We start from the raw sequence: 12,192 nt of genomic DNA on the forward strand, positions 1-12,192 counted from the left end.
TTTGCACTTCAAAATTAGCAATAAATAACGTGAGGTCATGATGAAAAAAGCAGAAAATATAATCGTAGGAATTTCTATAGGAGATTTGAACGGTATTGGAAGCGAAGTGGTACTGAAAACATTCGAGGATTCCCGCATGCTGGAACTTTGTACGCCAGTTATTTTTGCCAATGTTAAAATAATGTCATTTGTAAAAAAGAGTTTTGAATCTACTTCAATGCTTCATGGGATTGATAGGTTGGATCAAATTGTTCTGGGAAAGATTAATGTTTTTAATCTTTGGAAAGAGGGAATTGATTTAAATCCCGGCACGAATGATGAGAAGATAGGCGAATATGCTATAAAATCTTTTGTTGCTGCAACCAAAGCTTTGAAAGAAGAATTAATTGATGTGTTAGTAACGGCGCCAATTAATAAATACAATATACAATCAGAAACATTTAAATTTCCGGGTCATACGGATTATTTAAATCAAGAGTTAGAGGGAAATGCATTAATGCTGATGGTTCAGGACAATTTAAGAGTTGGTTTGTTGACAGATCATATTCCTTTAAATGAAGTCGCATCACATTTGACAGAAGAGTTGATTAAGCGAAAAATAGAAACTGTAAAGCAATCGTTGATCCAAGATTTTAGCATTAACAAGCCGAAAATTGCTGTTTTAGGATTGAATCCACATTGTGGTGATGGGGGAGTTATAGGTACAGAAGACGATTTGATAATAAAGCCAGCATTGAAAAAAATATTTGATAAAGGAACGTTAGTTTTTGGTCCTTTTGCGGCAGATGGCTTTTTTGGTAGCAATCAATATGAGAAATATGATGCTGTTATTGCAACCTATCATGATCAGGGTTTAATCCCTTTTAAAACATTATCATTTGGAAAAGGAGTGAATTACACGGCAGGTTTAAATAAAATTAGAACCTCGCCAGACCACGGTACCGCTTATGATATTGCAGGAAAAGGGGTGGCAGATTATAATTCATTTAAGGAAGCGGTTTATCTTGCTATCGATATCTTTCATTCGAGAAATCAATACAAGGAAATCAGTCAAAAACCTTTGAAAACAAAAGAAAAACAGTTGTGAACAAAAAAAGGTGAATAACATTATTAGATTTGTAATAATTTTATATCTTTGCACTCCCGAAGTTTAGGGTAAATTGTTGTTGAAATGAGCAAGACAAAAGAATATTTAATTCCTTTCGTAGGATTAAAGCTAGGGAAACATCAATTTGAATATCAAATAAGTAAGGCGTTCTTTGAAATCTTTGATTATAATGAATTTCAAAATTCAGACATCAAAGTAAATGTAGTTTTAGAGAAAAAAAGTACAATGCTGGAGTTGAGTTTAAAGCATAAAGGAACTGTAAATGTTCCTTGTGATCTTACCAGTGAAGATTTTGATTTGCCTGTTAAAGGTAAAATGAAGTTGATTGTTCGTTTTGGAGAAATGTATAATAATGACAATGAAGTATTGTTGATTTTACCACACGGAGAGTTTGAAGTAGATATTGCACAATATATCTATGAAATGATAGTGTTGTCCGTGCCTCTAAGACGAGTTCATCCAGGAATAAAAGATGGAAGTTTAAATACCGAAGCCTTGAAAAAACTGAAAGAATTGACAATAAAAGAACAGAAAAAAGAGCATAAACAAGAAGAAAAAGAAGAAAATATTGACCCGCGTTGGGACAAATTAAAGCAACTATTAACGGATAAATAATATAGTAAAATGGCGCATCCTAAGAGAAAAATCTCCAAAACAAGAAGAGATAAAAGAAGAACACATTACAAAGCTACTGTAGCACAAATCGCGACTTGCCCAATCACAGGGGAAGCACATTTATACCACAGAGCCTACTGGCATGAAGGGAAAATGTATTACAGAGGGCAAGTTGTTATAGATAAATCTGTAGCTGTTGCTTAATACATTTTTGTAAATGATATTCGAACTCTCACATCGTGAGAGTTTTTTTTGTTGTTTATAATTTTCATTAAATAAGAAGTTCTAAATCAATACGTTTTGGTATTTTTTTTGTAATTTTCAAGTCTTTTAAGAATTTTTCAAATGGTAGCATTTGATAAAAAATAATCGAATACAATGAATACAATTACCGCCGCAATTACCGCTGTTGGAGGCTATGTGCCAGACTTTGTGCTTTCAAACAAAGTGCTTGAAACAATGGTTGACACAAATGATGAGTGGATTACCTCTCGTACAGGAATAAAAGAAAGAAGAATCCTTAAAGATGAAGATAAAGGAACTTCCTACTTAGCCATTATGGCAGCAAAAGATTTATTAGCTAAAGCAAACATTGACCCTTTAGAAATAGATTTATTAATAATGGCAACCGCTACCCCGGATATGCCAGTAGCATCAACAGGTGTTTATGTGGCCACTGAAATAGGAGCTTTAAATGCCTTTTCTTATGATTTACAAGCGGCATGTTCCAGTTTTTTATATGGTATGTCAACAGCTGCAGCTTATATTCAGTCTGGTAGATATAAAAAAGTACTTTTGATCGGGGCAGACAAAATGTCCTCTATTGTTGATTATACTGATAGATCAACCTGTATTATTTTTGGTGATGGTGCTGGAGCAGTTTTATTCGAACCTAATTATGAAGGTTTAGGATTGCAAGATGAATATTTGCGTAGTGATGGCGTAGGTCGTGATTTTTTAAAAATCCCCGCTGGAGGTTCTTTAGTTCCTACAACTTTTGAAACTGTAAAAGATAATAGACACAATATCATTCAAGATGGTAAAACTGTTTTTAAATATGCAGTTACAAATATGGCTGATGCCAGTGAACTAATCTTGAAAAGAAATAATTTGACCAATGACGATGTAGATTGGTTAGTTCCACATCAAGCGAATAAACGAATCATCGACGCCACAGCAGGCCGAATGAATTTAGAAGATTCAAAAGTTTTGATGAATATAGAAAAATACGGTAATACCACTTCTGCTACGTTACCTTTAGTGCTTTACGATTTTGAATCTCTATTTAAAAAAGGGGATACCATTATTTTTGCAGCTTTCGGTGGAGGATTCACTTGGGGCTCTATTTATTTAAAATGGGCATACGATAAAAAATAAATTTAAACTAAAATAAATAATTATGGATTTAAAAGAAATTCAAAATCTAATCAAGTTTGTTGCAAATTCAGGTGTTGCAGAAGTTAAATTAGAAATGGACGATGTTAAAATCACCATTAGAACAACTTTAGAAGGGAATGCAACTGAGACTACGTATGTTCAACAAATGCCAGCTCAAAACGTACTTCCACAAGTAGCTCCGCAACAAATAGCTCCTGTTGTAGCTATTGTAGAAGCTCCAGTAGTAGAAAATTCTCATTATATCACTATAAAATCTCCAATTATTGGAACTTTCTATAGAAAACCATCACCAGATAAACCAATGTTTATTGAAGTAGGTAAAACTATTGCTAAAGGGGATGTGCTTTGTGTTATTGAAGCGATGAAATTATTTAACGAAATTGAATCTGAGGTTTCTGGTAAAATTGTAAAAATATTGGTTGACGATATGTCTCCGGTAGAATTTGACCAACCATTATTCTTAGTAGATCCGTCCTAAGAAATTTTGAATAATGAATTTTGAATGAAATTGTTTTTTCAATCATTCAAATAATTTATAATTTATAATTTATAATTTAAAATTTCAAGAAGATGTTTAAAAAAATACTAATTGCAAATAGGGGAGAAATTGCGCTTCGCGTAATTAGAACATGCAAGGAAATGGGTATAAAAACAGTAGCTGTTTATTCTACTGCTGATGCTGAAAGTCTGCATGTAAAATTTGCTGACGAAGCGGTTTGTATAGGGCCACCTCCAAGTAACTTATCCTATCTGAAAATGTCAAATATTATTGCCGCTGCCGAAATTACTAACGCAGATGCGATACATCCTGGGTATGGATTCCTTTCTGAAAATTCAAAATTTTCTAAAATTTGTCAAGAGCATGGTATCAAATTCATTGGAGCATCTCCTGAAATGATTGATAGAATGGGAGACAAAGCTTCCGCAAAATCGACTATGATTGAAGCTGGTGTTCCATGTGTTCCCGGTTCAGTAGGGATTTTAGAATCGTATGAGCAAGCTTTACAATTATCGAGAGATTTTGGTTATCCAGTGATGCTTAAAGCAACAGCTGGTGGCGGAGGAAAAGGAATGCGAGCAGTTTGGAAAGAAGAAGATTTGTTGAAAGCGTGGGAAGATGCCCGTCAGGAATCTGCGGCAGCTTTTGGAAACGACGGAATGTATTTGGAGAAATTAATCGAGGAACCTCGTCATATTGAAATTCAAGTAGTAGGTGATGCTTACGGAAAAGCCTGTCATCTTTCAGAAAGAGATTGTTCTGTTCAAAGACGTCATCAAAAATTGACCGAAGAAACTCCATCACCATTTATGACCGATGAATTGCGTCAGAAAATGGGAGAAGCAGCAGTAAAAGCAGCAGAATATATTAAATATGAAGGTGCAGGAACTGTAGAATTTTTGGTTGATAAACACCGTAACTTCTACTTTATGGAAATGAATACCCGTATTCAAGTAGAGCATCCTATTACAGAGCAAGTTATTGATTATGACTTGATCCGTGAGCAAATTATGGTTGCCGCTGGAATACCTATTTCCGGTAAAAATTATTTGCCACAATTGCACGCCATCGAATGTAGAATAAACGCGGAAGATCCTTATAATGATTTCCGTCCATCTCCAGGAAAGATTACGACACTTCATATGCCAGGAGGACACGGTGTTCGTATGGATACACATGTTTATTCAGGTTATACCATTCCACCAAATTACGATTCAATGATTGCAAAGTTAATTACTACTGCACAATCACGTGAAGAAGCAATCAGTAAAATGAGAAGGGCCTTGGATGAATTTGTGATTGAAGGTATAAAAACTACCATTCCTTTTCATAGGCAATTAATGGACGATCCAAGATATATAGCAGGAGATTATACAACTGCTTTTATGGATACTTTCAAAATGAACGATCCAGAATAGTAAAATATACAATTCTAAATATCAAAAAACCTCACTTTTCGTGAGGTTTTTGGTTTTATAAACATAATTTAAATCATAAGGTTTCTTTTAGCCATTTGAAAAATTCACCTTGCCAAACTTGTGCATTTTGTGGTTTTAGAACCCAATGGTTTTCTTCTGGAAAATATAAGAATCGACTCTTTATACCCCGTAATTGAGCCGCTTGAAAAGCTTCTTGCCCTTGTCCTATTGGTACACGAAAATCTTTACCACCTTGGATAATTAAAATAGGTTTGTTCCATTTCTCCACCCTATTTATTGGGTTGAATGTAGTGTAAGCTTTTTGTGCGACAGTATTGTCTTTTTCCCAATAAGCGCCATCAAAGTCCCAGTTGCAAAAGAAAATTTCCTCAGTGGTTCCAAACATGCTTTGGGTATTAAAAACACCATCGTGAGCAATGAACGTTTTGAATCTGTTGTTGTGAATTCCGGCTAAGTAAAAGACAGAATAACCACCATAACTGGCACCCACACATCCCAAATGTGCTGCATCAACATATGCTTCTTTGGTTAGATCATCAATAGCCGAAAGGTAATCATCCATTACTTGTCCTCCCCAGTCTTTACTGATTTGCTCATTCCATTCCACACCGTGGCCTTGCATGCCCCGACGGTTAGGCGCTACAACAATATAACCATTAGCGGCCATTAACTGGAAATTCCAACGAAAGGAATAGCCTTGTGTCAATGGAGCCTGTGGTCCTCCTTGACAAAATAAAAGTGTTGGGTATTTTTTTGACGCATCAAAATTAGGAGGGAGTATTACCCAAACCAACATTTTTTTGCCATCGGTTGTGGTAACATATCTTCTTTCGGTTTTGCTCAAGGCCAATGAATTAAAGATAGAAGTATTTACATTCGACAGTTGTTTCCAGATGTTTTTATCTAAATCAAAAGAAAAAATTTCTGATGCATGATTCATGTCAGTTCTAGTAATGATGACCTTATTGTCATAAAAACCAATTAAATCATTGACATCAAAATCACCATTAGTGATTTGGCAGACGTTAATTGCTTCCGAAACTTCGGGATTCGTTTTTCCCGAAAAATTAACTTCAAATAATTGTTTTGTTCCGTCAATTGGTGCAATAAAATAGATTTTTTGCCCATCATTACTCCAGATAAAATGATTCACCGTGCCATCCCAATTGGCTGTCAGGTTTATATTTATTCCTTCGAAACTAACAATTATATCATTTTTATCGGCTTCGTAACCGTCACGTTTCATTTGTAGCCAAGCCAGGTTTCCTGTAGGAGAAAATTGTGGAGCAGTATCGTAGCCTAGATTTTTTTCGGTTCGGTTAATGGTTGTTCCAGTTTCCAGATTGTATTCGAAAATATTAGTATTGGTAGAAATAGCGTATTCGGTTCCTGTTTTTTTCTTGCAAACATATAAAATGCTTTTGCTGTCTGGTGACCAGACATAGTCGTCATCATCACCGAAAGGTTTTTGTGGGCTATCAAAATGCTCTCCTTTCAGAATATCAATCCCTGCAGCGCCTTCTTTGTTTTCTTTGTAAAAAACATGGTTAAATTTTCCTTCGTTCCAAGTGTCCCAATGACGATAATCCAATCCATTGTAGATTTGAACTTCTGATTTTTCCAGTTCTGGATAAAAATCTTTTCCAAGAACTTTTTCTACCTTGACCTCTGCGTTATAAACAATATATTTCCCGTCTGGAGATATGTTCTTGTCATTTAATAGTGCTGCCGTGTCTTTTATTTCACTTGGATTTCCACCATTTATGGGTAGGTTGTAAAATGTAGTGTCCGATTTATTTTCTGTGACAGAGGGAGTCTCTACTTTATAAATTACATTTTTTTCGTCTTTGGAAATTCCTAAAGCGGTTATTCTTCCTAGTTTCCAAAGCAATTGGGGTGTCATTACATCTTGTACCATATCTTCTCAGCGATTAAAATAAATTTTTTTCTTAACCATAAAAATAGCCAATTTAATTTGATGTTTGTCGTTTTAACAATTGGTTTTTAGCCCCGATAATAGTGGAAATCCTTTTATTTTTTTTCTTTAAAAAAATAAAATATTGCAACGGATAGCGGGATTGGCTCCTAATATAAATTCAGAATTAATCCTAAAAATTATTATTTTTATATAAATATTTAGACATGGATTTGAGTTATTGGGAATTAAAAAATTGGTTTACTACTATCGATTATACCATTGTTGGGAGTGGTATTGTGGGCTTGCATGCTGCATTACGCTTGCGAGAAAAATTCCCTGAAAGTAAAATTCTCGTTTTGGAAAAAGGGATACTGCCGCAAGGAGCCAGTACTAAAAATGCCGGTTTCGCCTGTTTTGGAAGTCTATCGGAAATTATAGACGATTTAAAATCCCATTCGGAAGAGGAAATGGTTAATCTGGTTCAGAAACGTTGGAAAGGCTTGCAATTGTTACGAAAAAGACTTGGTGACGACACGATTGATTACAAACCCTATGGCGGTTATGAGTTGTTTTTAAATACAGATGAAAATAGTTATGGCGAATGCGCTGGAAAATTACCTTTGATCAATGAAATTTTAAGACCACTTTTCAAGGCTGATGTTTTTGCCAAAGAAGTAGATCGATTTAGATTTGGCGGCATTCAGGAATATTTGATTTTTAATCCTTTTGAAGCGCAGATTGATACCGGAAATATGATGCAAGCTTTACTGAAACAGGCTATTAATGTGAATATTTTGATTCTAAATCAACAAACGGTTACATCGTATTTAGATAAAGAAAATACAGTCGAAGTGGCGCTTGGTGATTTTAGTTTTGTCACTAAGAAATTATTTTTTGCTACCAATGGTTTTGCAAACGCACTTACCAATGGTGCGGTAAAGCCCGCCAGAGCACAAGTTTTGATTACAGAGCCAATTAAAAATTTAGATATAAAAGGAACATTTCATCTGGATAGAGGCTATTATTATTTCAGGAATATTGGTGACCGAATATTGGTAGGAGGTGGTAGAAACCTAGATTTTGTGACAGAAACAACAACCGAATTTGGTCAAACAGAAATCGTTCAAAAAAAATTGGAACAATTATTAAAAGAAGTAATTTTGCCAAATCAGGAATTCGAAATTGCACACCGTTGGAGCGGAATCATGGGGATTGGCAACAGCAAGAATCCCATCGTTTCACAAGTATCAGAGAATGTGTTTTGTGGCGTACGATTGGGAGGAATGGGAGTGGCAATAGGGAGTTTAGTAGGAACAGAATTAGCAGATTTAGTATAATGGCAACGAAAATAACACCAAAAAGATCAAAACAACCCGCAAAAAAAGAATCAACAACATTTATGAACAAACTAACCCGTTTTTTATTTACAGTTTTCTTATGGTTCATTGGGCTCTCTTTATTTTTTGTAGTAGTTTTTAAATTTGTTCCGGTACCGTTTACTCCTTTGATGGTGATTCGTGCTATTGAAAATAAAACAGCGGGAAATGAAAATTACTTCAGTCATGACTGGGAACCTCTTGAAAATATATCGGTGAATTTACAAAAAGCGGTGATTGCCAGTGAAGATGGAACCTTTCTAATACACAGTGGTTTTGATTTTACCGCGATGCAAAAAGCGTACAAAAGCAATGAAAGAGGACGCAGAATAAAAGGTGGTAGTACGATATCACAACAAACAGCCAAGAATATATTTCTATGGCAAGGTCGTAGTTATTTAAGAAAAGGATTGGAAGCTTATTTTACCGTTTTGATAGAAACCATCTGGGGAAAAAAACGCATCATGGAAGTGTATTTGAATAGTATCGAAATGGGCGATGGGGTTTATGGTGCCGAAGCTGCAGCACAACACTGGTATAGAAAAGATGTTTCAAGTTTGACGCCACAGCAAGCAGCAGGAATTGCAGCTATATTACCAAATCCAAGAAAATATTCGGCTACAAGTTCTTCATCTTATATCAATAATAGAAAAGCTAAAATTGCCCGTGTGATGCGACATGTGGGAAAACTTGAATATTAGATTCTTTGGTTAAAGAATATAATTACACAAAAACTAAAAAACCGTAAATTCTTAATTAAAAGATTTTACGGTTTAGTTTGTGGAGAATACCGGATTCGAACCGGTCACCTTCCCGAAGGCTTTCGGGACACTCTATTCAACTGATTTTTGGTATATTATAAATTCGATATATTTTCTACTTTTTTTTTTTTTGATTTCCATTTCTCTTTTTACAGCGAATGACCTAGAATCAAAATTTTCAAAATAAACTAGAATCCAATCTTTAGCCACTTTTGTATAAGTACTTCTGCTATTTAAATGGTCTTTAAGTCTGTTTTCAATATTTTCACAAGAACCAGTGTAGTATTTGTCCAAAGTTTTAGAGAAAATAATATAGGTGTAAAACATAGGCTATAAAATAAAAAAGCCTCACATTGCTGTAAGGCTTGGTATTACTGGTGGAGAATACCGGATTCGAACCGGTCACCTCTTGCCTGCCAGGCAAGCACTCTAGCCAAATGAGCTAATCCCCCGAATTAGATCGCAAATATAAGATATTAATAAAGCAAAAAGCAAATTTCATAAATACAAATCCATACTATTTGAAAAAAAAGCAAAAGCATCCTTAACTTTTTTTAACTTTACATCAAAATAGGTGCTATGGTAACAGAAATCCCAACAGGTTCGCTCATCACAACAATCGAAAATAAAATCGCAACAGTTGAATTTGGTCATCCGGCGAGCAATTCCTTTCCAAGAGAATTGTTAGACCGCTTAACAAAGGAATTCCATAGTTTGAGTACGAATCCTGCTGTTTCGGTGATTATTGTAAAAAGCGAAGGCACGGGCGCTTTTTGTGCCGGAGCATCGTTTGATGAGCTTTTGGCGGTTTCTAATCAAGAGGAGGGAACCAGATTCTTCTTGGGATTTGCACATTTGATCAATGCCATGAGAAATTGCTCCAAACTAATTGTTGGGCGCATTCATGGCAAAGCAGTTGGTGGGGGTGTAGGAATTGCTTCGGCTTGTGATTATACATTAGCAACAAAAAAGGCTTCTATCAAATTATCGGAGTTAGCGATAGGAATTGGACCGTTTGTAATTGAACCGGCAGTTTCCAGAAAAATCGGAAAAATGGCAATGTCCGAAATGACGCTGGCAGCGCACGAATGGAAAACGGCAGACTGGGCGGCAGCCAAAGGATTGTACGCCAATACTTTCGAAACCATTGAAGAACTTGATGTTGCTGTAGCTGATTTTAGTGCTAAATTGTCCAGTTATAATCCGGAAGCTTTACTGGAAATGAAAAAGGTTTTGTGGGATGGAACCCAAGATTGGGAAAGACTATTGCTGGAACGTGCTGCTATTTCTGGAAGATTGGTATTATCTGATTTTACCAAAAAGGCGTTGTCTCAATTCAAAAAGTAATTTTTTCAGAATTTATTCTGAATATTTCAGGAGCTATTTCCTGCTGTACACTATATCTATTGTGGCGAACCCCGCCACAATAGGATGCCGCTTCCATCAGGGCTAGATTTCAGTGGAATCCGAATGTGTTTTATTCGAATTAATTTTTAGGTTTATTTTTTGTTCCATTGGAAATATTCTAACAATGATAATAAAATTTAAAACATGTAAGGAATATAAGTTCATTTAATCTGAATCCATTGTGCTAAAAACGTAACTGAACTTATATTCCTTATGTGGTTTGCAAAATTAATCTGCGTTCTTAATAGTTAATTAGTGAAGTTTTGTACTCCTTTGCGTATCTCTAGTCAAACGGTGTAATAATTTCTTAAAAGCGTTTGCCCGCATTTAGAACCTATTTCTCATATCAATTTGCTAAATTTGCAATCAAAATTAAACTTCGATGAGCAATATCAGAATTACAAAACAATTTAGTTTCGAAACCGGTCATGCTTTATATGGTTATGACGGGAAATGTAAAAATGTTCACGGTCATAGTTATAAATTGTCAGTAACCGTAATAGGGAAACCAATCGAAAACCGTAATGACGTAAAGTTTGGAATGGTAATCGATTTTTCTGATTTGAAGAAAATCGTAAAAGAAGAAATAGTAGATCAATTTGACCACGCAACAGTTTTTAACGAAACCACTCCTCATATTGAATTGGCAAACGAATTGAAAAATCGTGGACATGACGTTATTTTGGTGGATTATCAACCAACAAGCGAGAATATGGTAATCGATTTTTCTCAAAGAATAATGAGAAGATTACCGGCAGGAATTAAACTTTTCTCGTTAAAACTACAAGAAACGGAATCTTCTTTCGCCGAATGGTTTGCAAGTGACAATATCGATACTGTAGCTTCATGAAATTACCGAACAACAAAAAAATATATTTCGCCTCCGATCAACATTTTGGAGCCCCAACACCAGAATTGAGTTTTCCAAGAGAACAAAAATTTGTGGCTTGGCTCGATGAAGTGAAAAAAGATGCGGAAGCTATTTTTTTAGTAGGTGATTTATTTGATTTTTGGTTCGAATACAAAACAGTTGTCCCAAAAGGGTTTGTTCGTGTTTTAGGCAAATTGGCCGAAATTCGTGACAGCGGAATTCCTATTTATTTCTTCGTGGGAAATCACGATTTGTGGATGGAAGATTATTTCCAGAAGGAGTTGAATATTCCGGTGTATCATGACAATCAAGAATATACTTTTGGAGATAAAACCTTCTTAGTCGGGCATGGAGACGGAAAAGGTCCAGGCGATATGGGATACAAGCGCATGAAGCAAGTATTTACAAATCCGTTCTCCAAATGGCTTTTTAGATGGCTTCATCCTGATATTGGAGTAGGACTGGCACAATATCTTTCGGTAAAAAACAAATTGATTTCTGGTGATGAAGACGTGACCTTTCTTGGAGAAGACAAAGAATGGTTGATTCTCTATTCCAAAAGAAAACTGGAAAACAAACACTACAATTACCTTATTTTTGGGCACCGTCATTTACCTATGAAAGTAACAGTAGGAGAAAATTCCGAATATGTGAATCTGGGCGACTGGATAACCTATTTTACCTATGGTGTTTTTGATGGAGATACATTCGAAATTAAAAAGTATCAATAAATTTTCAAGTATTTTATCGGCGTAGTTTTTTTAATGCTCAATTCATTCCCACACCACACAAATAACCAT

Annotated in this window: 13 protein-coding genes and 1 tRNA gene; 11 read left to right on the forward strand and 3 right to left on the reverse strand. The window is 35.3% G+C overall.

What is annotated here, in order from left to right; translation table 11 throughout:
- The first annotated feature begins 37 nt into the window (after positions 1-37).
- The 6 genes from pdxA to accC all read left to right on the forward strand — a co-directional run bounded on the left by pdxA (position 38) and on the right by accC (position 5,038).
- Complete coding sequence (gene pdxA / locus ACM55G_RS02915) at positions 38-1,087, forward strand: 4-hydroxythreonine-4-phosphate dehydrogenase PdxA (protein WP_416842413.1); 1,050 nt, start codon at positions 38-40, stop codon at positions 1,085-1,087.
- Between the two features lie 84 nt (positions 1,088-1,171).
- Positions 1,172-1,723, forward strand: coding sequence for a YceD family protein (locus ACM55G_RS02920; protein WP_416842414.1), 552 nt, complete (start codon positions 1,172-1,174; stop codon positions 1,721-1,723).
- Positions 1,724-1,732: 9 nt separating this feature from the next.
- Positions 1,733-1,927: a 50S ribosomal protein L32 gene (gene rpmF / locus ACM55G_RS02925; RefSeq protein ID WP_007137315.1), complete on the forward strand. Its 195-nt coding sequence runs from the start codon at positions 1,733-1,735 to the stop codon at positions 1,925-1,927.
- 174 nt (positions 1,928-2,101) lie between these two features.
- The gene (locus ACM55G_RS02930; protein ID WP_416842415.1) at positions 2,102-3,100 is read left to right on the forward strand and encodes a beta-ketoacyl-ACP synthase III; all 999 of its coding nucleotides are present in this window, start codon (positions 2,102-2,104) and stop codon (positions 3,098-3,100) included.
- Positions 3,101-3,122: 22 nt separating this feature from the next.
- The gene (gene accB / locus ACM55G_RS02935) at positions 3,123-3,599 is read left to right on the forward strand and encodes an acetyl-CoA carboxylase biotin carboxyl carrier protein (protein ID WP_416842416.1); all 477 of its coding nucleotides are present in this window, start codon (positions 3,123-3,125) and stop codon (positions 3,597-3,599) included.
- Positions 3,600-3,691: 92 nt separating this feature from the next.
- Positions 3,692-5,038, forward strand: coding sequence for an acetyl-CoA carboxylase biotin carboxylase subunit (gene accC / locus ACM55G_RS02940; RefSeq protein WP_416842417.1), 1,347 nt, complete (start codon positions 3,692-3,694; stop codon positions 5,036-5,038).
- A gap of 73 nt (positions 5,039-5,111) precedes the next feature.
- Here the strand turns inward: accC and ACM55G_RS02945 are convergent, their stop codons facing one another.
- Positions 5,112-6,977, reverse strand: a complete 1,866-nt coding sequence (locus ACM55G_RS02945) for a S9 family peptidase (protein ID WP_416842418.1) — start codon at positions 6,975-6,977, stop codon at positions 5,112-5,114.
- A gap of 224 nt (positions 6,978-7,201) precedes the next feature.
- Between ACM55G_RS02945 and ACM55G_RS02950 the strand changes: the two genes are divergently transcribed.
- Together ACM55G_RS02950 and mtgA are read left to right on the forward strand one after the other, a co-directional pair.
- The gene (locus ACM55G_RS02950) at positions 7,202-8,314 is read left to right on the forward strand and encodes an NAD(P)/FAD-dependent oxidoreductase (RefSeq protein WP_416842419.1); all 1,113 of its coding nucleotides are present in this window, start codon (positions 7,202-7,204) and stop codon (positions 8,312-8,314) included.
- Complete coding sequence (gene mtgA, locus ACM55G_RS02955) at positions 8,314-9,054, forward strand: monofunctional biosynthetic peptidoglycan transglycosylase (RefSeq protein WP_416842420.1); 741 nt, start codon at positions 8,314-8,316, stop codon at positions 9,052-9,054. The genes ACM55G_RS02950 and mtgA overlap by 1 nt, the downstream gene beginning before the upstream one ends.
- Before the next feature lie 132 nt (positions 9,055-9,186).
- Here mtgA and ACM55G_RS02960 read toward each other — a convergent pair whose 3' ends face one another.
- Both ACM55G_RS02960 and ACM55G_RS02965 read right to left on the reverse strand, forming a co-directional pair.
- Positions 9,187-9,441, reverse strand: coding sequence for a GIY-YIG nuclease family protein (locus tag ACM55G_RS02960; RefSeq protein ID WP_416842421.1), 255 nt, complete (start codon positions 9,439-9,441; stop codon positions 9,187-9,189).
- A gap of 48 nt (positions 9,442-9,489) precedes the next feature.
- A tRNA-Ala gene (locus ACM55G_RS02965) sits at positions 9,490-9,566 on the reverse strand.
- 127 nt (positions 9,567-9,693) lie between these two features.
- Between ACM55G_RS02965 and ACM55G_RS02970 the strand changes: the two genes are divergently transcribed.
- The 3 genes from ACM55G_RS02970 (at position 9,694) to ACM55G_RS02980 (ending at position 12,123) form a co-directional block, all read left to right on the forward strand.
- On the forward strand, positions 9,694-10,461 hold the full coding sequence (locus ACM55G_RS02970) for an enoyl-CoA hydratase/isomerase family protein (RefSeq protein ID WP_416842422.1): 768 nt from the start codon (positions 9,694-9,696) through the stop codon (positions 10,459-10,461).
- A gap of 442 nt (positions 10,462-10,903) precedes the next feature.
- Positions 10,904-11,371 carry a 6-pyruvoyl trahydropterin synthase family protein gene (locus ACM55G_RS02975; protein ID WP_416842423.1) on the forward strand — a complete coding sequence of 156 codons (468 nt, stop codon included), beginning with the start codon at positions 10,904-10,906 and terminating at the stop codon, positions 11,369-11,371.
- Complete coding sequence (locus ACM55G_RS02980) at positions 11,368-12,123, forward strand: UDP-2,3-diacylglucosamine diphosphatase (RefSeq protein WP_416842424.1); 756 nt, start codon at positions 11,368-11,370, stop codon at positions 12,121-12,123. The genes ACM55G_RS02975 and ACM55G_RS02980 overlap by 4 nt, the downstream gene beginning before the upstream one ends.
- Positions 12,124-12,192: the final 69 nt, after the last annotated feature.

The organism is Flavobacterium algoriphilum, assembly GCF_048158655.1.
Classification (GTDB): Bacteria; Bacteroidota; Bacteroidia; order Flavobacteriales; family Flavobacteriaceae; genus Flavobacterium; species Flavobacterium algoriphilum.

Bases quoted from the DNA above. Each gene is read 5' to 3' on its own strand.
- pdxA (WP_416842413.1), top strand. From the start codon at position 38: ATGATGAAAAAAGCAGAAAATATAATCGTAGGAATTTCTATAGGAGAT.
- ACM55G_RS02920 (WP_416842414.1), top strand. From the start codon at position 1,172: ATGAGCAAGACAAAAGAATATTTAATTCCTTTCGTAGGATTAAAGCTA.
- rpmF (WP_007137315.1), top strand. From the start codon at position 1,733: ATGGCGCATCCTAAGAGAAAAATCTCCAAAACAAGAAGAGATAAAAGA.
- ACM55G_RS02930 (WP_416842415.1), top strand. From the start codon at position 2,102: ATGAATACAATTACCGCCGCAATTACCGCTGTTGGAGGCTATGTGCCA.
- accB (WP_416842416.1), top strand. From the start codon at position 3,123: ATGGATTTAAAAGAAATTCAAAATCTAATCAAGTTTGTTGCAAATTCA.
- accC (WP_416842417.1), top strand. From the start codon at position 3,692: ATGTTTAAAAAAATACTAATTGCAAATAGGGGAGAAATTGCGCTTCGC.
- ACM55G_RS02945 (WP_416842418.1), bottom strand. From the start codon at position 6,977: ATGGTACAAGATGTAATGACACCCCAATTGCTTTGGAAACTAGGAAGA.
- ACM55G_RS02950 (WP_416842419.1), top strand. From the start codon at position 7,202: ATGGATTTGAGTTATTGGGAATTAAAAAATTGGTTTACTACTATCGAT.
- mtgA (WP_416842420.1), top strand. From the start codon at position 8,314: ATGGCAACGAAAATAACACCAAAAAGATCAAAACAACCCGCAAAAAAA.
- ACM55G_RS02960 (WP_416842421.1), bottom strand. From the start codon at position 9,441: ATGTTTTACACCTATATTATTTTCTCTAAAACTTTGGACAAATACTAC.
- ACM55G_RS02970 (WP_416842422.1), top strand. From the start codon at position 9,694: ATGGTAACAGAAATCCCAACAGGTTCGCTCATCACAACAATCGAAAAT.
- ACM55G_RS02975 (WP_416842423.1), top strand. From the start codon at position 10,904: ATGAGCAATATCAGAATTACAAAACAATTTAGTTTCGAAACCGGTCAT.
- ACM55G_RS02980 (WP_416842424.1), top strand. From the start codon at position 11,368: ATGAAATTACCGAACAACAAAAAAATATATTTCGCCTCCGATCAACAT.